Source organism: Pelagibacterium sp. 26DY04 (assembly GCF_031202305.1).
Lineage (GTDB): Bacteria > Pseudomonadota > Alphaproteobacteria > Rhizobiales > Devosiaceae > Pelagibacterium.
Genome location: NZ_CP101731.1, coordinates 62,372 through 86,711, shown reverse-complemented (window position 1 = coordinate 86,711; position 24,340 = coordinate 62,372). Strand labels below are relative to the sequence as shown.

Sequence of the window (24,340 nt, the reverse complement as noted above, 5' to 3'; positions counted from 1 at the left end):
AGAACGATCACCGGCGCTGCCGGTGACCGGGTCCGGTCGGGCCCGGGACTACAGGATGGTTATCTATAGCGCATGATGCGGCTTTCGCCGGTCCGAGCCGAATAGATCAGCAATTTCCCCAGGAGCGGTTCGCCAAAGCCAGCCAGCCATTTGATGGCTTCGGTGGCCATCATGGTGCCGATGACGCCGGGAAGGACGCTGAGGACGCCGACCAGTTCGCAGGGCGGGCTGTCCTCGGGCGTCGGATCGACCGGGTAGAGGGCTTCGAAAGCGGGCCAGGCCGTGCCGTCATCCCGCGAAAGGAAGGGCGCAAGCGTTGTGACAGATCCGTCGAACGGACCCAAGGCGCCTGTTACCAAGGGAATCCGCCGCGCGGCGCAGACCGATGCGATGACACGCTTGGCAGCAAAGCTATCGGTGCCCTCGATCACCAGATCGGCATTGGAGAGAAACGCTTCGGCGTTTTCGGCGTCGAGACGCGTCACGACGGAATCGACGGTGATTTCCGGATTGAGGGTCGAGGCGAACCGGGCGGCCGCAACCGCCTTGGCATGGCCGATATCGGCGTCGGTATAGATCACCTGCCGGGAAAGGTTCGACAACGACACCGTATCGGGGTCGATGATGGTGAGCGTTCCGACCCCGGCGCCGGCGAGATAGGCGATGACCGGCGCGCCCAGTCCGCCCGCCCCCACGATCGCCACATGGGCGGCGCCCAGCTTTTGCTGGCCGGCCCCGCCCATGTCCTTCAAAACGATATGGCGCGCATAGCGGGCCGATTGGCTCGGCGTCAACCCCAAGTTCAGCGCGCTCCCGCCGGCAGGGCGATGAAGCGCCGATCCGGGCCCTCGAAACCGTGCGACCACACCGAAAGCACGGCGACGGCCGAGGCGTCGTCGTAAGCGTTGAACGGATTGAACACGCCATGGAATTTATAGGTGATCACGCAATTGCGCGATGCGGGAACACGGGCGTCCCGGTGCAGCTCATCGCTTTGCCCCTTGGTCCGGCGCGTAAGCGCAAAGCCCATCGGGTCGCCCTCGAACAGGTCGCAATCCTGCGAGGAGGGCGCCTTGAAGATATCGAGGCCGAGTTCGTATTCGCCTTCGGTTGCCGCCAGACCGTAGCTGGGGATGCCGTAGGCGATCGAAAGCCCCTCATCGTTCAGTTCGCCATCGCCGCGCAGGACGATGGGCAGGGCGGGACGGGAAATGCCGTGTTCGGCCAGCGCGTCCTGGGCCATTTCGATAGCCTCCGACCGCGCGTCGCCCAGATCGGCCCCATCGGCATCGATGCGAGCGCGGAACGGGGCACCGCCGACGAAATCGTCGGTGTCGAGATCGATCAGGAAGATTTCGGAATAAGGAAACCCCGAGCCGTCCTGGATGCCGAATTGCTCGAAGGCGAAATAGCGTCCGTCTTCGGAATAGCCGATGGCGTCGAACTGGGCGCTGTCGCCCGCGACGGCGGGCGCCGCGCACAGGCCCAGGGCCAAAAGGCTAACCGACGCCTGTCGAACCAAATCCACCAGTGCCACGATGGGTCTCCTCGAGTTCCTCGACTTCTTCAAGCGCCAGATCGGGCACGGCGGCGATCACCATCTGGGCGATCCTGTCGCCGCGCCGGATTTCGAACGCGGCCTTGCCGTGATTGATGAGGATGGCTTTGACCTCACCGCGATAATCGGCATCGACCGTTCCGGGCGCATTGAGCACTGTAACGCCGAATTTGGCCGCAAGGCCAGAGCGGGGGCGGACCTGCGCCTCGAAGCCGACCGGAATGGCCAGGGCAAAGCCGCACGGGACGAGCGCGGTTTCCCCCGGCGCGATGGCCAGCACATCCCCTGGGGCGAGAGCCGCCGCCAAATCGAAGCCTGCCGCGCCGGCGCTCTGGCGGGCGGGAAGGACCAGCCCCCGCCCGTGCGGGAGCCATTTGAGTTGAACCGACATCGAACTCTCTATTTCTGGACCACAGCGTAGATTTCGCCTGGCAGGTCGAGTTCGGGGGAGAACAGATCGGTAAACGGAATTTCGAATGTCGCCGATTGGCCATCGGCAGCCAATTCCATATTGGTGTCGGTGATGGCACCGCCCGAAACCGTCATGGTTATGGTGTGGCCCTCAAAGATCGAGGCGATCATCGCCTGCATCTGGGCGTCCTGGGCCGGGTCGATTTCCTCGGAAAGCGATTCGGTGAGATCGGAGGTTGGGAACGCCACCCGCACCTGGCCGCCGCCGATCTCCTCGATGATCGGGTCCTCGCCTTCCTCGCCGTCGAATTCGAGATCGGCGAAGGGGCCTGAACGGACCAGGGTGCATTCGACGGTGTCGGCGCTTTCGACAAGCTCGCCCTCGGCGCAGAACTCCTCGTCCTGTTCGGTGGCCTGGGCCATCATCAGATCGTACATGTCGCGTTCCATGGTGGTCACCATGGTGGCTTCGGCCTCGGTCTGGCTGGTGACGTCCACGGTCATGGCAACGTCCATGCAGGCGGCTAGCATCAGGGTGAGGCTGGAGGCGCCCGCGATACGGGCCAGTGTCGGAATGGTCATGTCGCTTTTGTCCCTGGAATGATCGCGGGCACTGTGGTCGCAAACGGGCAGGATTTGCAAGGCGTGCGGATCAGGATTCGGTGGCGAAATGGTTTGCGATCCGATCCGCGAGCCGTTCAGCCACCGCAATCTTGGAGAGCTCGCCCCAATCCTCGGCCTCTGGGCCATCGAGGAACAGGATGCGCGTATCGGTGCCCCCGAATACGCCGGTGCCCGGGCTCACATCATTGGCCAAAAGCCAGTCGCAACCCTTGCGCGCCAGCTTGTTGCGGGCGTGTGTTTCGAGATTCCCCGTCTCGGCGGCAAAGCCGATCACCAGGGACGGGCGCTCGCCACCCGGCAGGCGGGACACCGAGGCCAGAATGTCGGGATTGGCGGTAAATTCGATTTCGGGCGGTGTGCCGGAGGCATCCTTTTTGAGCTTGAGGCCGGCCGGCTCGACAACGCGCCAATCGGCGACGGCGGCGGTAAAGATCGCGGCATCGGCGGGGAGCGCCGCGCTGACCGCCGCTTCCATTTCGATAGCGGTTTCAACCGCGATGATCTCGCAGCCTTTGGGCCTGGCAAATTCGGCCGGGCCGGTCACGAATTTGACGATGGCGCCGCGCGCGGCCAGCGCTTCGGCAATCGCCGAACCCTGACGGCCCGAGGAAGCGTTGGAGATGTAACGCACCGGATCGATCGGCTCGCGGGTCGGGCCGGAGGTGACGACCACCCTCTTGCCCTCAAGCGGGAGCGGGCCGCCCGAGCGGGCGAAATGGGCCTCGATCGCCTCGAAGATCTCCTCGGGCTCGGCCATGCGGCCCAGGCCGAATTCACCACAGGCCATGTCCCCTTCATTGGGCCCGACAAAGGCGATGCCATCGCGGCGCAGGGTTTCCATGTTGCGGCGTGTCGCGGGCGCTTCCCACATGCGCACATTCATGGCCGGGGCGGCGAGAACCGGGGTGATGGTGGCCAGAAGACAGGTTGTGGCCAGATCGTCGGCCAGCCCATTGGCCATGCGCGCCAGGATATGGGCGGTGGCGGGGGCGACGACGATCAGATCGGCGGAGCGGGAGAGCTCGATATGACCGATCTCGGTTTCGCGGGTGAGGTCGAAGAGTTCGCTGAGCGCCGGGCGGCCAGTGAGGGTGGCAATAGTTAAGGGCGAGACGAACTGCTTGGCGCCTTCGGTCAGAATGGCCTGCACGGTGCCGCCGACCTTCTGGATCAGGCGGATGAGGGTGATCGATTTATAGGCAGCGATGCCGCCCGAAACGATCAAGAGAATATGCTTGCCGGCAAGGGTCACAGCAGAGCTCCCAGATGGACGACGAGCGAGACGATCGCCAAAGCGATCGCCGCAAGGCTCCCCCATTTCAGCGTCTCGATCAACGGGTCGCGGCGCTCGCGCCGCATCTGGTCGGTTTCCAGCCGGGCAAGGACACGCTCGGCCCGGCGGCCGATATCGGGAAGGCGGCGGGCCAGGTCGACGGCCTCGTCCAGCGCTTCGCGGGCGATTTCGATCCGCCCTTGCGGTCCCAGGGTTCGCCGCACCCAGCTCGAAACCACCGGCTCGGCGGCGGTCCACATGTTGAAATCGGGGTCGAGCAGGCGGGCGGTGCCTTCGACCAGCACCATGTTCTTTTGCAGCAGCACCAGTTCGGGCCGGGCACTCATGTCGAACAGCTCGGTCACCTCGATCAATTGCGCCAGAACCCGCGCCATGGAAATCTCCCCGGCGCTGCGCCCCACCAGCGGCTCGCCGATCGCCCTTATGGCCTGGGCGAAATCGTCGATGGTGTGGGAATCGGGGACATAGCCGATATCGATATGAAGCTCGGCGACCCGGCGATAATCGCGGGTGATGAAGCCATGCAGGATTTCGGCCAGGAACCGCTGTTCCTTCTTGCCGATCCGGCCCATGATGCCGAAATCGACGGCAATGATGCCGCCGGTTCCGGGGTCGGCGAAAAGATTGCCCGGATGCATGTCCGCATGGAAAAAGCCGTCGCGGATCGCCTGGCGCAAAAAGCTCTGGATCAGGGATGCCGCAAGTTTTTTCCTGTCGATCCCCGCCGCGTCGATCCGGGCGAGATCGCGCACCGGAATGGCCTCGATCCAGCTCGTGGTGAGCACCGAGCGGCCGGTTTGTTCCCAGAAGACTTCGGGGGCGGCGAAATCGCCATCTTCCCTGAGATTGTCGGCAAGCTCGGAAATGGCCGCCGCTTCCATGCGCAGATCCATCTCCAGCGCCGCCGAGCGCGCCAAGGCATCGACGACCTGGCGGCCATTGAAGCGCTTTGTGGAGGGCAGGAAGCGTTCCGCCACACCGGCCAGGGCATAAAGCCCGTCAAGATCGCGGGCGAAGCGCTCGCGGATTTTCGGGCGCAGGAGCTTGATCGCCACCGTACGCTCGCCATCGCGGGTCACCAGCCGCGCCTTGTGCACCTGTGCGATGGAAGCAGCGGCCAGCGGAGCGGAAATATCCTTGAGCGCGGCGGCCTTCTCCCCCAGCGCTTCATCGAGAAGGCCGGGCACCAGTTTCTCGTCGAATGGCGGCAGGGCATCCTGCAGGGCAGCCAGATCGTCGGCGACCTCGAATCCCACGATGTCGCGCCTTGTGGCCAGCACCTGGCCGAGCTTGACATAGACCGGGCCAAGGCGGGTCAGCGCGTTGGCGAGCCGGGTGACGCGGCCGGTTCGCCGCACGTCGCGCTTTTCGATGAGCCGGGCCAGCCCCACCATCATCTTGGCCGAAGGCGGGATGGGCTGGCCCTCGGCAAGCGAGAATGCCCCCTCGCGGGCCAGAACGAAGCCGGCCCGGGCGAGCCTTAGATAGGTCCCCAAGCCCATGGTCAGAGCTTCCAGCCCCCATGTAGCGCGGCGATGTTGCCCGAAAGCGGCGTATGGGTCACGCGCCTGAAGCCCGCCGTCTCCAGCATGGCCGAGAACGCCTCGGGCGCGGGGAAATTGCGGATCGATTCCACGAGATATTGGTAAGGCTGGGCATCGCCGGTGACCATCTTGCCGATCGGGGGGATCACATGGTCGGAAAAGAGGTCATAGACCTTGTCGAGCACCGGCACGTCGACCTTGGAGAATTCGAGGACGAGGATGCGCCCGCCGCGCTTTAGGACCCGATGGGCTTCGGCCAGCGCCTTTTCGATGCGCGGCACGTTCCGGATGCCGAAGGCGATTGTATAGGCGTCAAAGCTCTTGTCGGGGAAGGGCAGCTCCTCGGCATTGGCCTGGACGAATTCGACATTGTTGCGGTAGCGCCAGCTTTCGGCGCGCTGGGCGCCCACACCGAGCATATCGGCGTTGATGTCGGAAACCGTGACGCGGGCAAAGCCGTGGCTGGCATCGAGAATGCGCATGGCGATATCGCCGGTGCCGCCGGCCATGTCGAGGACCCTGTATTCGCGCGCGCCCTGGCGCGGCGGCGCGAGGCGGGCGACCATCTGGTCCTTCCAGAGCCGGTGGATGCCCCCGCTCATGAGATCGTTCATCAGATCGTAGCGGGCGGCGACCTTGTGGAAGACATCGTCGACCAGCCCCTGCTTTTCGCCCAGGGGCACCGTGCGGGCGCCGAAATGGGTCTCTTGGGTGCTTTGAGTCATCAACGCCTCTCTTGTTTAAGGCCAGCCGATGCGGTTATGGGCTTGGCCAGATGAGAACGCAAGCCTTTAGCCCCCAGAGCGAACCCTGCCATGCCCGAACTCCCCGAAGTCGAGACCGTGAGGCGCGGGCTCGCCCCCTATATCGAAGGGGCCCGCATCGAAAGGGTGACGCTCCATCGGCCCGATCTGCGCTTTCCGTTCCCGCAAGGGTTTGCCACTGCCCTTGAGGGACGGACGATCGCGCATCTGGGGCGGCGGGCCAAATACCTCGTCGCGACGCTCTCGGATGGGGCCACCTGGCTTTCCCATCTGGGCATGACAGGCGCGTTCCTCGTCGGCGATCGGCCCGTGGACGAGCCGAGCCGGATCGGGGCGGCCGATGCGAGCGGCAAGCACATCCATTTCGAGGCGCTCCTGACCCACCCCGCGCGCGGGCCGGTCAGCCTCTCCTATTCGGATCCGCGCCGGTTCGGCTTCATGGATCTTTTTGCGCCCGGCGCTCCCAACCCCTTCACCGATCCGCTCGGCCCCGAGCCCTTGGGCAATGGGCTCGACGCGCTTTATCTGGGCGCAAGGCTCGAGGGCAAGAAGGGGCCGATCAAGACGGTGCTGCTCGACCAGCGGGTGATCGCGGGGCTGGGCAATATCTATGTATGCGAGGCGCTCCATGCGAGCAGGATCGATCCGCGCCGGGCAGCCGGTACGCTGGGCGAGGCCGAGATCGAGCGGCTGGTGGCCGCCATCCGGCAGGTGCTCGAGGCGGCGATCGCCGCGGGTGGCTCGACCCTGCGCGACTTTGCCAGGGCCGACGGGCAGCCGGGCTATTTCCAGCACAGCTTTGCCGTTTACGGGCATGAGGGAGACCCTTGCCCCCGGCCGGGCTGCGGTGGAGAGATCGAGCGGATCGTCCAGGCGGGGCGCTCGACCTTCTTTTGCCCGGTCTGCCAGGATTAGAGCATTTCAGCTCTTCTTCGAATTCGCTTTAATTGCTCTCAGTCTTTGTTCGGGCCGGATCAGGCCCGAAAGCCGATTGACTCCGGGGAGTGCGCTCCTTATAGAGCGGCCTTCATCGGGGCAGGTGCAGCCTGCCCTTTCCGGTTGTGCTCGCCGCCAGGGGCGGAGTTGAGCACGCAAGGCAAACATTGAACTGGTCGCTGTCGCAGCGCTCCAGATACGCCACGAGGAAAGTTCAAATGGCAAATACACCTTCGGCCAAGAAGGCCACCCGCAAGATCGAAACCAAGACCGCGATCAACACCGCGCGCCGCTCGCGCGTGCGCACCTATCTGCGCAAGGTCGAAGAGGCCATCGCCGCCGGAAAGCAGGACGATGCAGCCGCCGCGCTCAAGATCGCAGAATCCGAGCTGCAGCGCGCCGCCGGCAAGGGTGTGTTTCACAAGAACATGGCCGACCGCAAGGTTTCGCGCCTGGCCAAGCGGGTCAAGGCGCTGGGCGCCTGATCTGCCCGCCATCTCCGCGCCATTGCGCGGGCGGCACAACAAAGGTTAGAGCCGAGGATTTGATCCCATCAAATCCTGAACGGCTCCAAGAGAACAAGTTTCCAAAGGCCCCTCCCAGGGGCCTTTGGCATTTCAGGGATGGGCGAAAATTCGCGTGACATTTCCGTCACGCATTCGTCACGCACATCAGTCGTGCACAGGCCGGGGAAAAATTAATTCATTAGGTCGCAAAGCGGACCGAACGGGAATCTCCAAGGAGTCACATACCCTTAATTTGTCACGTTCGGGCAGGCCTTTTTTCCGCTCCACCGTCAGGCGCGAGTCAAGCGCAAATTTGACGAAAACGGCGGTTGTGCGCAAAAATTTGGCTGTCTAAAATGGCCTGGTTGGATCAAAAAGAGGGCGGCGCTGGACAAGTCCAAAGCCAATCTCATACGGGCAAACCGGGGGTATAGGATGCACAATTCGGTTCATTTTCTGCGCCTTTCTGGCCGCAGCGGCGAAATGATCCGTTGTTCGCATTTCCTGGTTCACTTGTAGACTGACAAAGGCGGCACGCCGTCTTTTCCTTTGGCGCTTCGGCGCCACTTTCAATTCGTAAACAATAGGGTACCGCACCGAGTAATACTTGTGCGGCTGCGTAATTTATTGTCCCGAGCAACGGGATAGACGGGGAAACAAGGGGTGGTCGTCTGGGCAGACGGCACGTCGAAACAAGAGGCTAATTGAAATGGATTCGATCGCGGCTGCGGATCGCGGGAACTGGGAGAAAACCGGACCACAAGCGGGCACAAACTCGCGGGGCAAAGGAGAGGGCGCTGACGGAGGTAAGGTGATGGATATGGATGCCGAGCAGGTGTGGCTGCGCGTGCGCGCCCGGTTGCGTGCGGCAGTGGGCGAGGATGTCTTTACGTCATGGTTCGCGCGTCTCGAACTCGAAGAGGTCGTCGGCGATCTGGCCCATTTGTCCGTGCCCACGCGGTTTCTGTGTTCGTGGATTCAATCCAACTATACCGAAAAGCTGCTCGAAGCCTTCGCGGCCGAAAACGATTCCATCGGCCGGCTGCATCTGACCGTCCGCGTCAACGGCCAGGCCCGGCCGCGGCTGGTGAGTTCGAACGAGCCGGCCGTTGAAGCCGAGGCAGCGGCGCCCGTCGCGGATGCGCGCCCGGTTCCGGCCCTGGTGTCCAGCCAGCCCGCCGCCGCTCCGCGCACCGATGCGCTCTCGGGCTCGGCGCTCGACCGCAAATTGACCTTCGACACCTTCGTTGTCGGCGGCGCCAACGAGATGGCGCTGGGCGTGGCCAAGCAGGTCGCTTCTGCCGCCGCCAACAATGTGGTGACCTTCAACCCGGTCTATATCCATTCCTCGGTGGGGCTGGGCAAGACGCACCTGCTCAACGCCATCGCCTGGGCGGCCGGAGCGTCGGACACCTCGCGCAACATCGTCTATCTCACCGCCGACCATTTCATGTACCACTTCATCACGGCGGTGAAGCACCAGTCGGCCCTGGCGTTCAAGGAATGGCTGCGCCGCATCGACCTGCTTTTGATCGATGATATGCAGTTCCTGCAGGGCAAGTCGGCGACCGAATTCGGCCACACGCTGTCCACGCTGATTTCGGGCACCAAACAGGTGGTGGTGGCGGGCGATGCGCCCCCGCGCGATCTCGAAATGCTCGACGATCGGGTGCGCTCGCGTCTCTCGGGCGGACTGGTGATCCCGATCTCGCCCTTCGATCCCGAACTGCGCCGCGCCATTGTCCAGAAGCGCGCCGACCAGGCGGCGAGCCGGTTTGCCGGCCTTTCCTTCCCCGCCCCGGTTATCGATTTCATCGCGCGCTCGATCATTTCCCATGGCCGCGACCTCGACGGGGCCGTCAACCGGCTGGTGGCCGCCAATCAGTTGACGGGCGAGCCGATCACCGTGCCGCTGGCGGAAAAAACCCTGCAGGACCTCATCCGTTCGCGCGAAACCCCTCGGGTTCGGATCGAGGATATTTTGAAGATCGTCGCCCGCCATTACAAAGTGCCGCGCAACGAGCTTTTGAGCTCGCGCCGCTCGCGCGACGTGGTGCGGCCGCGCCAGATCGCCATGTATCTGGCCAAGGCGCTCACCTCGCGCTCGCTCCCCGAAATCGGCCGCCGCTTCGGCGGGCGCGATCACACCACAGTGCTCCATTCGGTGCGCAAGGTGGAGCAGTTGATGAGCCAGGACGGGGAGCTGACCCAGGAAATCGAACTCCTGCGGCGCATGCTCGAAGAGTAGTCCGTTCGCCACGCAGCCCCCAAAGGCCCGGCCGGCCTTTTGGGGCGATGCCTTGCAAGCCTCAGCGACTCTCCCGATCCCCTCGACAACAGGCAGCCATGACGGTTCGCATCCGCCCCGCCGCCCAGGCCGACACGCCCGCAATTGTTGCGATCGTCGCTTCCGTGCTGGCGGCGGGCGAAACCTATGCCATGGCCCGCGACCTCGATGAGGCTGGCGTTGCCGCCTATTGGTTCGATCCGCGCCATGAAGTCTTTGTCGCCGAAGACGAGGGCGCGATCCTCGGAACCTATTACCTGATGGCCAATCAGGGCGGCGGGGGCGCCCATGTGGCCAATTGCGGCTATATCACCGCCGGGCAGGCGCAAGGGAAGGGTGTCGCGCGCGCCATGTGCCGGCATTCGCTCGAGAGGGCCGCCGAGCGCGGCTTTCGCGCCATGCAGTTCAATCACGTGGTTTCGACCAACACCCGCGCCGTCGCGCTGTGGCAGTCGCTGGGGTTCGAGATCGTCGGCGTGCTGCCGGAAGCCTTCGATCACCCTGCACATGGATATGTCGACAGCTATGTGATGTTCAGGGCGCTGTAGGGCCGGGACGCCGTCGGCTCATGGACGCGGGCTATCCAAGGTTTTCTTGGCCCCGGGCGCCGCTGCGACAGGCTGGGGCCTTGCGTTTTTTCCCCCGCCGATGCAGGGTCTGTGCCCGGCTTTATGCCGGGAACCGCCCGTTCTGGGCGGGGCGAACCAGACAATAAAGATCAGGGATGAAAGACAAGCGATGAAGGTCACGCTCGAGCGCAACCATCTTCTGAAATCGCTGGGGCACGTGCACCGGGTCGTCGAGCGACGCAACACCTATCCCATCCTCGCCAACGTGCTCATGAGCGCGACTGGCGACGGGCTGGACCTGCGGGCCACCGACCTCGACATCGAAGTGACCGAAACCGTTCCGGCCATGACCGGAACGCCGGGAACCACCACGGTGCCGGCCCATACGCTCTATGAAATCGTGCGCAAGCTCTCCGATGGCGCCGACGTGGTGCTCGAGACCGACGGCAACGATCAGATGCTGATCTCGTCGGGCCGGTCGCGCTTTCATCTGGCCTGCCTCAATCCCGACGGCTTCCCTGATCTCAAATCCGGGGCCTTCACCCACACATTCTCCATTCCCGTCGAAACGCTCAAGGACCTGATCGAGCGGACCCAGTTCGCGATCTCCAACGAAGAGACGCGCTACTATCTCAACGGCATTTTCGTTCACACCGTCGATGGCCCCGATGGGGTGGTGATGCGGGCGGTGGCGACCGACGGCCACCGGCTGGCGCGCGTCGAAGCGGCCGCGCCCCAGGGCGCTGCCGGCATGCCGGGCATCATCATCCCGCGCAAGACGGTGGCCGAGGTGCTCAAGCTCCTCGACGGGGTCGAAGAAACGGTCGCGGTCGAGCTGTCCGACACCAAGATCCGCTTTACCCTGGGCGGGGTGGTGCTGCTCTCCAAGCTCATCGAAGGCAGCTTCCCCGATTACGAGCGGGTGACGCCCAAGAACAACGACAAGGCGCTGCTGGTCGACCGCGATTCCCTGGCCCGCGCCGTCGATCGCGTCTCGACCATCGCGTCCGAACGCGGCGGCAAGGCGGTGAAACTTTCCCTCACCCCCGGCCAGCTCGAGCTTTCGGTCACCAATCCCGATCACGGCACGGCCAATGAAGAGCTGCCCGTCGATTTCGAGATCGAGAGTTTCGAGATCGGCTTCAACGCCCGCTATCTGCTTGAAATCATCTCCCAGATCCGCTCGGAAAACGCGATGTTCCTGTTCAACGACGCGGGGTCCCCGACCCTGGTCAAGGAAGAGGGCGACACCCAGGCCCTGTTCGTCCTGATGCCGATGCGGGTGTGACGGCACGGGCCTCGGTGACCACGGCGCACCGCTCACCCCCTCATGGGTGGAAGAGGGCCTTTTTTGGCAAATGTTTCAATTCTTGCGGCTACGCTGCCAGGGGCTGCCCTTCTCCCCTTGAGGGAGAAGGTGGGCCGGCGAAGCCGGTTCGGATGAGGGGTGGCGGCGCTTGCAAGGAGCGCAACCGGATCAGGTCGATCTCCGATGGCTGACACAGAGCGCTACATCTCCCGCCTGCGCCTCACCGGCTTTCGCAACTATGCCTCGGCCGCGCTCGATCTCGATCATCGCCATGTGGTGCTCACGGGCGAAAACGGGGCGGGGAAAACCAATCTCATCGAAGCCATTTCGCTCCTGGCGCCTGGACGCGGGTTGCGGCGGGCAGCGTTCGACGCCCTGGGAACCGTGGGCGGAGACGGCCCCTGGGCCGTGGCGGCGAGCGTCGAGACCCCGTTCGGGCCGGTCGATATCGGCACGGGCACCAGCCAGGATGCGAGCGCCCGGCGCGTGCGGATCAATGGCGCCAATGCCAGAAGCGTCGAGGAGATGAGCGAACACCTGCGCGTGCTCTGGCTCACCCCGTCGATGGATGGACTGTTCACCGGCCCGGCCGGCGAGCGGCGGCGCTTTCTCGACCGGCTGGTGACGACGCTCCATCCAGGTCATTCGAGCGCTGTCAACGATTTCGAAAAGGCCATGCGCCAGCGCAACCGGCTGCTCGAGGACAATGGCGATCCCGCCTGGCTCTCGGCCATCGAGGCGCAGATGGCCGAACTGGCCAGCGCCATTCATTTCGCGCGCGCCGATTCGCTCGATCATCTGCAGGCATTGATGGCGACCAGCGTCGCCGATACCGGGTTTCCCGAGGCGCTGCTCGCCATCACCCCGTTGATCGAGAGCGAAATTCCCCAGACCGCGAGCGGGCTGGAAGCGGCGCTGGCCGGGCTCTGGCGCGACAGCCGCGCCCTTGATCGGGCGGCCGGACGCACTACATCTGGACCACACCGCATCGATCTCGATGTCACCCATGCGCCCAAGGCCATGCCGGCGGGGCTGTGCTCGACCGGCGAACAAAAGGCGCTGCTGATCGGGCTGATCCTGGTTCATGCCCGGCTGGTGGCGCAACGGACCGGAATTGCCCCTATCCTGCTGCTCGACGAAATCGCCGCCCATCTCGACCCGGTGAGACGCCGCGCCCTGTTCGACGCGCTCGATCGGCTGGGCACCCAGTGCTGGATGACCGGAACCGATCCGGTGCTGTTTGCCGATCTGGGCGCGCGGGCCCAGCATTTCACCGTCGCGGGCGGCGCCGTGCGGTCCGCCTCTTGAACAGCAGCCCTCAATACCGGCAACACGGGCTGTAAATACGGCAAACTGCTTGGGAATATGCCCCCAATCAGATACAACAAATTAACCTCCAACAAGGCTGATTCTGTCTTCATGAGCGATACGCCCCCGACCCCCTCCAACGCAGACTATGGCGCGGATTCGATCAAGGTTCTCAAGGGCCTGGACGCAGTCCGGAAACGCCCGGGCATGTATATCGGGGACACCGACGACGGCACCGGCCTGCACCACATGGTCTACGAGGTGGTCGACAACGCCATCGACGAGGCCCTGGCCGGCCACGCCGATCTCGTCACGGTGACGCTCAATGCCGACGGGTCGGTGACCGTCATCGACAACGGGCGCGGCATTCCCACGGGAATCCATAAGGAAGAGGGGATCTCGGCAGCCGAAGTGATCATGACCCAGCTCCATGCGGGCGGCAAATTCGACCAGAATTCCTATAAGGTTTCCGGCGGTTTGCACGGCGTGGGCGTCTCGGTGGTGAACGCGCTTTCGGTGTGGTTGAAAATGAAGATCCGCCGCGACGGCGGCATCTTCACCATGAGCTTCACCCATGGGGTGGCCGACGCACCGCTCGAGAAGGTGGGCGACTATGTCGAGGACAAGCAGCCCGGCGTCTATGACGGTCGCTCGGGCACCGAAATCACCTTCATGCCCTCGAGCGAGACCTTCACCATGGTCGAGTTCGACTACAAGACGCTCGAGCACCGCCTGCGCGAGCTGGCGTTCTTGAATTCCGGCGTTCACATCATCCTGCGCGACAACCGGCATCCGGAAGTCGTCGAGACCGACATGATGTATGAAGGCGGGCTGGAAGCCTTCGTCAAATATCTCGACAAGAACAAATCCGCCCTGCTCGACAACCCTATTTCCCTCTCTTCGGAAAAGGACGGGATCACCGTGGAAGTGGCGCTGTGGTGGAACGACAGCTACCACGAAAACGTCCTGTGCTTTACCAACAACATCCCCCAGCGCGACGGCGGCACCCACCTTGCGGGCCTGCGCGGCGCGCTGACGCGGCAGGTGACCTCCTATGCCGACCAGTCAGGGGTTTTGAAGCGCGAAAAAGTGGCGCTGACCGGCGACGACACTCGTGAGGGGCTGACCTGCGTGCTGTCGGTCAAGGTCCCCGACCCCAAATTCTCGTCCCAGACCAAGGACAAGCTGGTGTCCTCGGAAGTCCGGCCCGTGGTTGAAAACGTCGTCAACGACAAGCTCAACCAATGGTTCGAGGAACATCCGTCCGAAGCCAAAGCCATCGTCACCAAGGTTGCCGAGGCCGCCGCGGCACGCGAGGCGGCGCGCAAGGCGCGGGAATTGACCCGTCGCAAATCGGCGCTGGAAATCTCCTCGCTGCCTGGAAAACTCGCCGACTGCCAGGAGCGCGATCCGGCCAAGGCGGAAATCTTTATCGTCGAGGGCGATTCGGCCGGCGGTTCGGCCAAGCAGGGCCGCGATCGTGCGACCCAGGCGGTGCTGCCGCTGCGCGGCAAGATCCTGAACGTCGAGCGCGCCCGGTTCGACCGGATGATCTCGTCCGATCAGGTGGGGACGCTGATCACGGCATTGGGCACCGGCATCGGGCGCGAGGAATTCAATCCCGACAAGCTCCGCTACCACAAGATCATCATCATGACCGACGCCGACGTCGACGGCGCCCACATCCGTACGCTGCTCTTGACGTTCTTTTACCGCCAGACGCCCGAATTGATCGAGCGCGGGCACATCTACATCGCCCAGCCCCCGCTCTATAAGGTGACTCGAGGGCGTTCGGAGCAATATCTCAAGGACGAGCGGGCTCGGGAGGACTATCTGCTTTCCGGCGGCAGCGAGGACGCGGTACTGACAACGCGCGCCGGATCGACCCATGCCGGCGGCGATCTGCTCGGAATCGTCGAGCAGGCGCGCGATCTTCACCATCTGATCGAGAACCAGAACGCGCGCTACAATCGCCAGATGATTGAACAGGCCGCCGTGGTGGGCGCGCTCGACCCGCAGGCCATGGAAAATCCCGAAGCCGCGCAATCGCTGGCCGACCGGGTCGCCAACCGGCTCAACCGCATGTCGGACGAGACCGAGCGCACCTGGGAAGGCCGGCTGGACGGGGAAGGCGGCTATGTCTTCTCGCGCGTCGTGCGCGGGGTGACCGAGACCCACATCCTTGATGCCGCGCTGCTCGGCTCGGCCGATGCGCGCAAATTGCGCAATCTGGCTGGCAAGCTCGACGAGATCTATGGCGGCGTGCCGGTGCTCACGCGCAAGGAGCAAACCCACGAGGTTTACGGTCCGCGGTCGCTGTTTTCCATCGTCATGGCCGCGGGCGGCAAGGGCGTCTCAATGCAGCGCTATAAAGGGCTGGGCGAAATGAACGCCGAGCAACTCTGGGAGACCACCATGGATCCCAATGCGCGCACCCTGCTGCAGGTCCAGATCAAGGAAACCGACGACGCAGATTCGATCTTCACCCAATTGATGGGCGATCTGGTCGAGCCGCGGCGCGATTTCATCCAGGACAATGCGCTGGCGGTTTCCAACCTCGACATTTGATCGAGGACGTTAACCGCCGGCTCTAGACACAATTGCTTGAGGCGCCCGGCAGGGGCAAAATAGGTGTTGTAGCGCGGCCACAACCGCCGGTAAGAGTGGGCAAACCCACATAAACCGGCCACAATTGGCCGCGATAGCGTTAGGCCGAGACGGACGAAGGCCTGTTCCGCCCGTCTCCAGCTTTTCCTCGATGGCCGAAAGTGACCGCTGATGGATCTTCGCCTTTCCCCCGATGATCGCGTCGACACCGGCGCGCAGCGCAAGCCCAGGGCGAGCGCACGCGCCGCGTCCGGAGCGGCAAAGCCGCCCAGAGGTTCGGGACCACGGCGCCCCAAGTCGCGCAAGGTGAAAAAGAAGCGCTCGGGCGGGATGAAGTTCATCGTCGGGCTCGCTTATTTCTGCTTCACCATGCTGCTGATCGGCGGCATCGCGGTTGCCGGCATCGTCGTCTATTACGGACGGGATCTGGGTTCGTCGGCGACCTGGGAGGTTCCCCAGCGTCCTCCCAACATCCGCGTTCTCGCTTCCAACGGGCAGCTCCTCACCAATCGCGGCCAGACCGGCGGCGAGGCGGTTTCGATCAGCGAGCTTCCTGCCTATGTGGGCCAGGCGGTGATCGCCAGCGAAGACCGGCGCTTCTACAGCCATTTCGGCGTCGATCCGATCGGGCTCACCTCGGTTCTCATCGAATCCGCGCGGGCCGGGGAATTCACGCGCGGCGCCTCCACCATCACCCAGCAGGTGGCCAAGAACCTGTTTTTGACTCCCGACCAGACGCTCGGGCGCAAGGTGCAGGAGGCGTTGCTGGCGGTGTGGCTCGAACAGAACTACACCAAGGATCAGATTCTCGAACTTTATCTCAATCGGGTGCATTTCGGCTCGGGCGCGACCGGTATCGAAGCGGCGGCGCAGACCTATTTCGGCATTTCGGCGCGCAACCTCTCGCTTGGCCAGGCCGCCATGCTGGCCGGTATTCTGCCCGCGCCGAGCTATTACAATCCCAAGACGCACCCGGACCGGGCCCGGGAGCGCCAGCAATTGGCGCTCGCCAATATGGTGCGCTCGGGCTTCATCACCCAGGAACAGGCCGAAGCGGCCGCGGCCAACATGGACGCCCAGATCACCACGCAGCGTGTGGCCGGCACCGAATATTACGTTGCCGACTGGGTGGAATCGCTCATGAACGACTATCTGGGCGAGGTGAACGAGGACGTGGTGGTTTCCACCACGCTTGACTGGGAGCTGCAAAAGCACGCCGAATTCGTGATCAAGGAAGCAGTGGCCGAGCAGGGCGAGAGTCTCGACTTCTCCCAGGCGGCGTTCGTGGCCATGGACACCGAAGGGCGTGTCAGGGCCCTGGTGGGCGGGGTCGATTACAGCGCCAGTTCCTACAACCGCGCCGTCACCGCGCGCCGGCAACCGGGCTCCGCCTTCAAGCCCGTGGTCTATCTCGCGGCCCTGCAGCAGGGGTATACGCCCGACACGCTGATGGTTGACGAGCCGCTCGACTATAATGGCTGGTCACCGGAAAACTCGAATGGCCGCTATATCGGGCCCGTGCTACTGCGCGATGCGCTCGCCTATTCGATCAATACGGTCGCGGCACGCCTGGCGATCGCCATCGGTCCGGAAAACGTCGTCGAAACCGCTTATCGGCTCGGTTTTTCTTCCAATTTCCAAGCCGTGCCGGCAATTGCCTTGGGCACCCAGGAGGTTTCGCTTCTCGAGCTGACCAACGCCTACGTGCCCTTCGCTAATGGCGGCTACGGAGCTATTCCCAACGTCATCACCCGCATCACCACCACCGACGGCGAGGTTCTCTATGAGGAAACCCCGTCCGGACCGGGCCGGATTCTGACCGACGAGCAGGTGGGGATGATGAACGATATGCTCCGCACTGGCATCCAGGCGGGAACGGGAACCCGGGCAGCGCTCGGTAATTGGCCGATGGCAGGTAAGACAGGCACCTCGCAGCGCAATCGCGACGCGCTGTTCGTGGGGTACACGGCCAATTTCGTTGGCGGCGTCTGGCTCGGCAATGACGATGATTCCGCGACAAGCGTTTATGGCGGTCAGGTTCCGGCCCAGATCTGGCGCGATATCATGACCCAGGCTCATGAGGGCCTTCCGGTTGCAGACCTTCCGGGCAATTACGTGCGGCTGCAGGATCGGGTCGCCGCCCCGGTGCAGGATGGCGTTCCGGCGACGGGCCAGCCGGTGACCCTCGATCAGATCCAGCCTCCGCTGGACGGACAGCCGGCCCAGCAGCCGGGCCAGATGCCCGCGCAAATGCCGAGCGGTCAGGTGCCGTTGCAGGTGCAGCAGCAGCCCGTCCAGCCGGCGCCCCAACCGGTGCCGGTCCAGCCCGACGACGGCATCGGAACCCTGCTCGACGGTCTCTTCGGCTGACGAGATCTTTCCCAAAGCAAAGGCCGCACTCTTTTGAGTGCGGCCTTTTTGTTTCGCGATCAGACAACCCTAAAGCGCCATCAATGCCGATCCATTGGCCTTGAGCCAGGCCTGGCCGCGGGCGTAGTCGGGAAGGGTACGCGCGACGGTGCGCCAGAAGGCCGGGCTGTGGTTCATCTCAACGATATGAGCCACTTCGTGGGCCGCCACATAGTCGAGCACGAAATCGGGCGCCAGGATCAGCCGCCAATTGAAATTGAGCGTTCTTGCCGATGAGCACGAGCCCCAGCGGGTGGATTGATCGCGCATGGTAATGCCGGCCACCGCAACCCCGAGGGTTGCGGCGTGTCGGGCGCAAGCGGCTTCGAGATCACCCCGAGCCTGGGATTTGAGCCAATCGACGAGCCGCCGGCGCATATGATCCGCTCCGCCGGGGACGTGCAATTCGGGGCCGGCCGCGCCATCGACGACCTCTACCAATCCCCTGAGCGCGGCAAGGCTCACGAGCCTGTGCGGCGTACCGCGCAAGGGCACACTGCCACCGGGCAGGATGGCATAGGGGGTGGCGCATTTTGCCAGCCGGTTGGCCAGCCAACCGCGATTGCGTTCCAAAAAAGCCTGCGCCTCACCCCAGCGCCCGGCGCGCGGCACCGTGAGGACCGGTTCGCCACGCGGGCTGACCGAGAGCCGGTACGCGCGGGCGCGGGCATTGACCCTGACGCTTACCGTCACCGGGTCGGCGTCGATCATGATCTGGGTGGATGGGGGAATGGAGCGGCCGAGCAGGCCTTTGAGCACCATCGATGACTCGTCTTTTCGGCGATTCGGCAATCGCCCTATTATGGGGCCGAAGGAAGCAAAAAAGAAGCGGCGCGGCGGAAAGCCGCCGGCCGCTTCAGGAGAGGTGCCTTGGGCGGAGGGGACCCAAGGCGCGGCTACGGGATCAAGGGAGGGGAACACATCCCGAAGCCGAGGGGGAAGAACTCTGTGCCGCCGGCCTTAAGCCGGCGGCTGGAGGCTTTAGTAGCCCTGGCGCTCGTCGCCTTCACCGCCTTCGCTGGGACGGTTGGCGTTGCGGTCGCGCATGAAGCGGTCGAACTCTTCGCGGTCGCGGGCCTTGTGCAGGTTGGCTAGGTATTCCTCGAAGGCAGCCCGATCCTCATCGAGCTTGCGGCGTTCTTCTTCAAGGCGCTTGAGCTGCTCGTCGCGGTACTCGTCGAACGCGGCGTTGCCGGTCGCCGAGCGGTGATAGCCACGATGGCCGCAGCCGCCGCGCGACTTGAAGCTGTGCTTCTGGTTGGCGATCCAGCTCTCGGCCTTTTCGCGGCTGCCGCCGAAATATTCGCCCCAAAGAATGTAGGCGAGGACAGCCATGCCCAAGGGCCAGAAGATGATGAAGCCAAGCACCATCAGGGCGATGGTGAGCGGCGACCATGCAGGTTTGATCATTGCGGTGTTCATGTTGCGGTCTCTCCAGTCTCGAACGACTTCGAATCTGGGGTTCCATCGGGGCGCATCAAGACCGGCGACAAAAATTTCTGTGTCTTGAAATCTGCTATAGAGTCCCCATGGATCGCGACCACAAGCAGCAAAATTATATGACCGACGCCATAGAAACCGCCGCCACCCCGCCCCGCAGCGCCAATCCCATGCGGCTCGAAACCCTGGTTCTGCTGCGTTGGCTGGCCATTTCCGGACAGTTGATCTCGGTGGTTTTCGCCCGATACGGGCTCGGCTATCAGCTTCCTCTGGGCGCCTGCCTGGTTCTTATCGGGCTGTCGGTTCTGCTCAACGCTGGGCTTTTGATCCGCTACGGGCCGGGGCACAGGCCGTCGACCCGGCTGGCCTTCCTGCAATTGGCCTATGATAGCCTGCAGCTTGGCGGGCTGCTCTATCTGACCGGCGGGCTGGGTAATCCCTTCGCCATTCTGCTTCTTGCCCCCGTTTCCGTTTCCGCTTCGACGCTGGCGACGCGCGAAACCATCTGGCTCGGCTGCCTGGTCGCCGCCATTGCCAGTGCGCTGGCGCTGTTTCACCTGCCCCTGCCCTGGGAGGCGGGGAGCGCTTTTCAGCCGCCGCGCATCTATCTGACCGGCGTTTGGGTGGCGATCCTATGCGCTGTGGCGTTCGTTGCCGGTTATACCAACAAGGTAGCCCATGAAGCGCGCCAGCTCGTCGACGCGCTCACCATCACCGAGCTTGCCCTTTCCCGTCAGCAGCAACTTTCAGCCCTCGACGGGCTGGCGGCGGCGACGGCGCACGAATTGGGAACGCCGCTGGCAACGATCGCGCTGGCCGCCAAGGAAATCCGCCGTGACCATGGCGAGGGGGAACTGGCCGAAGACCTCGACCTCATCATGGACCAGGTGGCGCGCTGCCGAGCCATCCTGGGAAAATTGCGCAATCTGCGCCCGTCGGGCTCGGACCTTTTCGATACCGCCACGCTCTCGGATATCGTCGCCGAACTTGCCAAGGTGCACGAGGCTCCGGCCGCCATGGAAGGCAAGGGGATAACGCTTGCCCAGTCCCTCGCCCAGGAGGACGAGCCGGTGATCGCCCGCAATGTGGCGCTGCTTTACGGGCTCGGAAACCTCATCGAGAACGCCGTGCAATTTGCCAGGGTCGAGGTGACCATCCGCGCCGTGTGGGACGGACGACGGGTGATGATCGCCATCACCGATGACGGGCCGGGCTTTCCGCCCGACCTTTTAAGCCGGCTCGGGGAACCCTATCTAACCACAAGGACCCGCGACCGCGACGATCCACGCAATCCCGACGGTGCCGGAGGGCTGGGACTGGGCGTATTCATCGCCAAGACCCTGCTGGAGCGAACCGGAGCCACGCTGCGGTTTTACAACGCCAAGGCGAGCGGGCACGCCTGTGTCGAGATCAGTTGGCCTCGCGATGCGCTGGCGCGGAGCGTTTAAGTCCCCGTTTGCTTTGACGAAACCGACACAATTGTTCATAACCGGGAGGCGAGAGGATCAAGGCCATGACCGACATTGCAGACCTTCCCGAAACCGAGCGCACGCTGCTTCTGGTCGATGACGACAAGCCGTTTCTGACCCGGCTCGAGCGCGCCATGGAAAAACGCGGCTTTACCGTCACCATCGCCGATACGGTGGCCGGCGGACTTGCCGCCGTCAAAGCGCATCCTCCGGCCTTTGCTGTGGTGGATCTAAGGCTCGAGGACGGCAACGGGCTCGAAGTGGTCAAGGCCCTGCATGAAAGCCGGGTCGATGCCCGCGCCGTCGTGCTGACCGGCTATGGCAACATCGCCACCGCGGTCACCGCGGTCAAGCTCGGGGCCGTCGACTATCTTGCCAAGCCCGCCGATGCCGACGATATCGTCAAGGCTTTGCTGGCCAATGAGGAAACCAAGCCCGAGCCCCCCGACAATCCCATGTCCGCCGATCGGGTGCGCTGGGAGCATATCCAGCGCGTTTACGAGCTTTGCGACCGCAATGTCTCGGAAACCGCCCGCCGGCTCAACATGCACCGGCGCACGCTGCAGCGCATCCTCGCCAAGCGCGCCCCGCGATAATCCCATCCAAAAGAAAGGCGGCCTATTCGGCCGCCTGATGGTTGTTGCTTGTTTCGGTGGTGGGCAGTGCCACCGTTTCCGGGCCGGTGATCATCAGCGGCTGTTTGCGGCGCTTGCGCGAAATGCGCACCTGCTTGACCCTTCGGACATCGGAGCGGGTGATCTCGAAATCGAAGCCCTTGAGCTTGGAAACGATCTCGCCGCGCGCCGGCACCCGGCCGGCCAAGGCAAAGATCAGCCCGCCCACGGTATCGACCTCGTCGCCGTAATGGCCGGGATCGAAATCCTCGATCGCCGCGATCAGGTCGTCGAGTTCGGCGCGGGCGTCGACGATGAACACGTCCTCGTTCAAGGCCCGGATCATCTGGCCTTCCTCCTCGTCGTGCTCGTCCTCGATATCGCCGACGACGGCCTCGAGCAGATCCTCGATGGTCGCCAGCCCGTCGGTGCCGCCATATTCGTCGATCACCACCGCCATGTGGATGTGGGTCGCCTGCATGGAGGTCAAAAGATCGATCACTGGCATGGACGGGGGAACGAACAGCACCTTTCGGACAAGGTCCTCGACCTTGCCAATCCGATGCTTTAGGGCGGGCGAAACGAACCGCACCGGGCTGGACGATCCGCTGCCGTTCGTCCCGCTGCCGGTGGCGGGCTTGGCCGGTTCGGTTACCTTTTCGACCACGTCCTTGATGTGGATCATGCCCACGACCTTGTCGAGGCTGTCCTCATAAACGGGCATGCGGGAATGCCCCACCTGCCGGAACCGTTCGATGACATAGCCGACATTGACGTCGATCTCGACGGCCTCGATGTCGGAGCGGGGGACCATCACGTCCTCGACCCGCATGTCCCCCAGCTTGAGGACGTTCTGCAGGATCGTCCGCTCGGACGCGGAGAACCCTTCCTCATCCTGATAGGGAGCCTCCAGCGCTTCCTGGAGATCGCTGCGCAGGGATACCGAACGAATCGGCATGAAGGCGAGGATCTTCTCCCAGAAGGAGGGCTTCTTTTCGCTTGACTGTGAATTGTCGCCCTGTGGGCGATGCGGCCGGCGCGCCGCGGCGCTAGATTGATCGCTGTCGGTCATCTGGGGTGCGGTGGCCAATCCTATGGGGCCAACCGTCGGCACTCCGTATCTTGTTGCGCAAGTGGAGCCTTCGGCTCCCGGTCAATCGTCCACGAGGACCTGACCGTCATAAGGGTCGGGATAGCCCAACAGCCCCATAATATCGGTTTCTCTTGCCTCCATGGCAAGGGCCTCTTCCTCGGAAAGATGGTCATAGCCCAAAACGTGAAGCATCCCGTGCACCAGAAGGTGGGCGAAATGATGCTCGAAAGGCTTTTCGAGCTCCGCAGCTTCCCGAACCAGCGTTTCATAGGCCAGGGATATGTCACCCAGAAGACCTTCGAGCGGATCGTCAGCATCGAGGGCGGGGAAAGACAGCACGTTTGTCGGCTTGTCCTTGCCGCGCCACTCGCGGTTGAGCATGCGCTGGCTGGCATCGTCGGTCAAAAGCACGCTGATTTCGCACGGCCCGTCCACCGCATAGCCGGAGTGTTCGAGCGCCGCTACAAGGGCCCTCTCGGCGATCGGTTGCAGACCCTCTGGCCAATCGCCGTTCTCGATGGCGATCTCGACGGTGAGCTGGGCGGTCAAACGTCGAGCTTTCCGTCAGCCGAAGGGTCCTTGCCGGTGGCCCCTTCATAGGCGCGCACGATGCGGGCAACCAGCGCGTGCCGGACCACGTCCTTGTCGGAAAACCGCGTGACATGGATGCCTTCGACGTCCGAAAGCAGATGCAGCGCCTCGACCAGTCCCGATTTTTCCCCGCGCGGCAGGTCGACCTGGGTGGGGTCGCCCGTCACGATCATTTTTGAATTTTCACCCAGGCGGGTCAGGAACATCTTCATCTGCATCGATGTGGTGTTCTGCGCTTCATCGAGGATCACCGCGGCGTTCGAGAGCGTGCGCCCGCGCATGAAGGCGAGCGGGGCCACCTCGATGGTGCCGGCGGCAAGGCAGCGTTCGACCACTTCGGGCTGCATCATGTCGTAAAGCGCGTCATAGAGTGGGCGCAGATAGGGATCGACCTTTTCTTTAAGGTCGCCGGGCAGAAAGCCCAGCCGCTCGCCGGCTTCCACGGCGGGACGCGAAAGGATGATGCGCGAAATCTCGCCGCGTTCGAGCAGCGTTGCCGCGTGGGCGACAGCCAGATAGGTCTTGCCGGTGCCCGCCGGGCCAACGCCGAACACCAGCTCGAACCGGTCCATGGCGCGGATATAGCCGTCCTGAGCCGGATTGCGGGCCACGATGGTCGCCTTGCGCGTGGCGATCTGCGCCATGCGCACCTTGCCCTTTTTCTCGAGCGTGGGCAGGGAAAGCTGGTTGTCCTCGGACTGGACCATGCGGATGACGCCATCTACGTCACCCACCCCCACATGCTTGCCCTCTTCGAGCATGTCGTAGAGCGACTCCAGCGCCCGGCGTGCCTGATCGATGGCGTTGGCGCCGCCGCGCAGCATCACGTGATTGCCGCGCGAATTGGCTTCGACACCCAGACGCTGCTCGATCAACGCCAGGTTCTGGTCGAATTCGCCGTAAAGTTGAGAGACGAGCCGATTGTCTTCGAACGCCAGTTCGAGATGGGCGGCGGCGGACTGGTCGGATTGCGACCGCAAATTCCGTGTCAAACGCGATGGCTCCAA

At 63.7% G+C, this 24,340-nt stretch carries 22 protein-coding genes; 10 read left to right on the top strand and 12 right to left on the bottom strand.

The annotated features are described in order from the left end of the window. Positions 1-59: 59 nt before the first annotated feature. The 7 genes from NO932_RS00425 to ubiE form a co-directional block, all read right to left on the bottom strand. Positions 60-800 carry a ThiF family adenylyltransferase gene (locus NO932_RS00425; protein ID WP_375142801.1) on the bottom strand — a complete coding sequence of 247 codons (741 nt, stop codon included), beginning with the start codon at positions 798-800 and terminating at the stop codon, positions 60-62. Positions 801-802: 2 nt separating this feature from the next. Further along, positions 803-1,537 (bottom strand): DUF2259 domain-containing protein, encoded by a 735-nt coding sequence (locus tag NO932_RS00420; RefSeq protein WP_309209068.1) that lies wholly within the window; start codon positions 1,535-1,537, stop codon positions 803-805. Next, positions 1,500-1,949 carry a dUTP diphosphatase gene (gene dut / locus NO932_RS00415; protein ID WP_375142800.1) on the bottom strand — a complete coding sequence of 150 codons (450 nt, stop codon included), beginning with the start codon at positions 1,947-1,949 and terminating at the stop codon, positions 1,500-1,502. The genes NO932_RS00420 and dut overlap by 38 nt, the downstream gene beginning before the upstream one ends. An 8-nt stretch (positions 1,950-1,957) precedes the next feature. Continuing rightward, positions 1,958-2,551, bottom strand: a complete 594-nt coding sequence (locus tag NO932_RS00410; protein WP_309209067.1) for a hypothetical protein — start codon at positions 2,549-2,551, stop codon at positions 1,958-1,960. Between the two features lie 70 nt (positions 2,552-2,621). After that, positions 2,622-3,845 (bottom strand): bifunctional phosphopantothenoylcysteine decarboxylase/phosphopantothenate--cysteine ligase CoaBC, encoded by a 1,224-nt coding sequence (gene coaBC, locus NO932_RS00405; protein ID WP_309209066.1) that lies wholly within the window; start codon positions 3,843-3,845, stop codon positions 2,622-2,624. Beyond that, positions 3,842-5,389 (bottom strand): 2-polyprenylphenol 6-hydroxylase, encoded by a 1,548-nt coding sequence (gene ubiB, locus NO932_RS00400; RefSeq protein WP_309209065.1) that lies wholly within the window; start codon positions 5,387-5,389, stop codon positions 3,842-3,844. Before ubiB ends, coaBC begins: the two co-directional genes overlap by 4 nt. A 2-nt stretch (positions 5,390-5,391) precedes the next feature. Beyond that, on the bottom strand, positions 5,392-6,156 hold the full coding sequence (ubiE, locus tag NO932_RS00395) for a bifunctional demethylmenaquinone methyltransferase/2-methoxy-6-polyprenyl-1,4-benzoquinol methylase UbiE (protein WP_309209064.1): 765 nt from the start codon (positions 6,154-6,156) through the stop codon (positions 5,392-5,394). A 90-nt stretch (positions 6,157-6,246) separates the two neighbouring features. Between ubiE and mutM the strand changes: the two genes are divergently transcribed. The 8 genes from mutM to NO932_RS00355 all read left to right on the top strand — a co-directional run bounded on the left by mutM (position 6,247) and on the right by NO932_RS00355 (position 18,087). Further along, the gene (gene mutM, locus NO932_RS00390) at positions 6,247-7,110 is read left to right on the top strand and encodes a bifunctional DNA-formamidopyrimidine glycosylase/DNA-(apurinic or apyrimidinic site) lyase (RefSeq protein WP_309209063.1); all 864 of its coding nucleotides are present in this window, start codon (positions 6,247-6,249) and stop codon (positions 7,108-7,110) included. Positions 7,111-7,349: 239 nt separating this feature from the next. Continuing rightward, positions 7,350-7,616, top strand: a complete 267-nt coding sequence (gene rpsT / locus NO932_RS00385; protein ID WP_309163387.1) for a 30S ribosomal protein S20 — start codon at positions 7,350-7,352, stop codon at positions 7,614-7,616. Positions 7,617-8,451: 835 nt separating this feature from the next. Then, positions 8,452-9,885, top strand: a complete 1,434-nt coding sequence (gene dnaA / locus NO932_RS00380) for a chromosomal replication initiator protein DnaA (RefSeq protein ID WP_375142799.1) — start codon at positions 8,452-8,454, stop codon at positions 9,883-9,885. 98 nt (positions 9,886-9,983) lie between these two features. Continuing rightward, complete coding sequence (locus NO932_RS00375) at positions 9,984-10,472, top strand: N-acetyltransferase (protein ID WP_309209061.1); 489 nt, start codon at positions 9,984-9,986, stop codon at positions 10,470-10,472. Positions 10,473-10,662: 190 nt separating this feature from the next. Beyond that, positions 10,663-11,781: a DNA polymerase III subunit beta gene (gene dnaN / locus NO932_RS00370; RefSeq protein ID WP_309209060.1), complete on the top strand. Its 1,119-nt coding sequence runs from the start codon at positions 10,663-10,665 to the stop codon at positions 11,779-11,781. Between the two features lie 204 nt (positions 11,782-11,985). Beyond that, positions 11,986-13,110, top strand: coding sequence for a DNA replication/repair protein RecF (recF, locus tag NO932_RS00365; RefSeq protein WP_309209059.1), 1,125 nt, complete (start codon positions 11,986-11,988; stop codon positions 13,108-13,110). A 111-nt stretch (positions 13,111-13,221) separates the two neighbouring features. Then, a complete protein-coding gene (gyrB, locus tag NO932_RS00360; protein WP_309209058.1) occupies positions 13,222-15,678 on the top strand; it encodes a DNA topoisomerase (ATP-hydrolyzing) subunit B in 2,457 nt (818 codons plus the stop codon). A 210-nt stretch (positions 15,679-15,888) separates the two neighbouring features. Beyond that, positions 15,889-18,087, top strand: coding sequence for a transglycosylase domain-containing protein (locus NO932_RS00355; RefSeq protein WP_309209057.1), 2,199 nt, complete (start codon positions 15,889-15,891; stop codon positions 18,085-18,087). Between the two features lie 69 nt (positions 18,088-18,156). On the opposite strand, the gene NO932_RS00350 is transcribed toward NO932_RS00355, so the two are convergent. Next, entirely contained in the window at positions 18,157-18,888 is a 732-nt protein-coding gene (locus NO932_RS00350; RefSeq protein ID WP_309209056.1) for a SprT family zinc-dependent metalloprotease, read from the bottom strand. A gap of 219 nt (positions 18,889-19,107) precedes the next feature. Further along, positions 19,108-19,548 carry a DUF2852 domain-containing protein gene (locus NO932_RS00345; protein ID WP_309209055.1) on the bottom strand — a complete coding sequence of 147 codons (441 nt, stop codon included), beginning with the start codon at positions 19,546-19,548 and terminating at the stop codon, positions 19,108-19,110. 107 nt (positions 19,549-19,655) lie between these two features. Between NO932_RS00345 and NO932_RS00340 the strand changes: the two genes are divergently transcribed. Together NO932_RS00340 and NO932_RS00335 are read left to right on the top strand one after the other, a co-directional pair. After that, on the top strand, positions 19,656-21,014 hold the full coding sequence (locus NO932_RS00340; protein ID WP_309209054.1) for an ActS/PrrB/RegB family redox-sensitive histidine kinase: 1,359 nt from the start codon (positions 19,656-19,658) through the stop codon (positions 21,012-21,014). Positions 21,015-21,079: 65 nt separating this feature from the next. Continuing rightward, on the top strand, positions 21,080-21,631 hold the full coding sequence (locus NO932_RS00335) for an ActR/PrrA/RegA family redox response regulator transcription factor (RefSeq protein WP_309163397.1): 552 nt from the start codon (positions 21,080-21,082) through the stop codon (positions 21,629-21,631). A gap of 22 nt (positions 21,632-21,653) precedes the next feature. Here NO932_RS00335 and NO932_RS00330 read toward each other — a convergent pair whose 3' ends face one another. The 3 genes from NO932_RS00330 to NO932_RS00320 form a co-directional block, all read right to left on the bottom strand. Continuing rightward, entirely contained in the window at positions 21,654-22,721 is a 1,068-nt protein-coding gene (locus NO932_RS00330; protein ID WP_309209053.1) for a hemolysin family protein, read from the bottom strand. Between the two features lie 81 nt (positions 22,722-22,802). Then, positions 22,803-23,291 (bottom strand): rRNA maturation RNase YbeY, encoded by a 489-nt coding sequence (gene ybeY, locus NO932_RS00325; RefSeq protein WP_375142798.1) that lies wholly within the window; start codon positions 23,289-23,291, stop codon positions 22,803-22,805. Then, positions 23,288-24,325 (bottom strand): PhoH family protein, encoded by a 1,038-nt coding sequence (locus NO932_RS00320; RefSeq protein ID WP_309209052.1) that lies wholly within the window; start codon positions 24,323-24,325, stop codon positions 23,288-23,290. The genes ybeY and NO932_RS00320 overlap by 4 nt, the downstream gene beginning before the upstream one ends. Between the last annotated feature and the right edge of the window lie 15 nt (positions 24,326-24,340).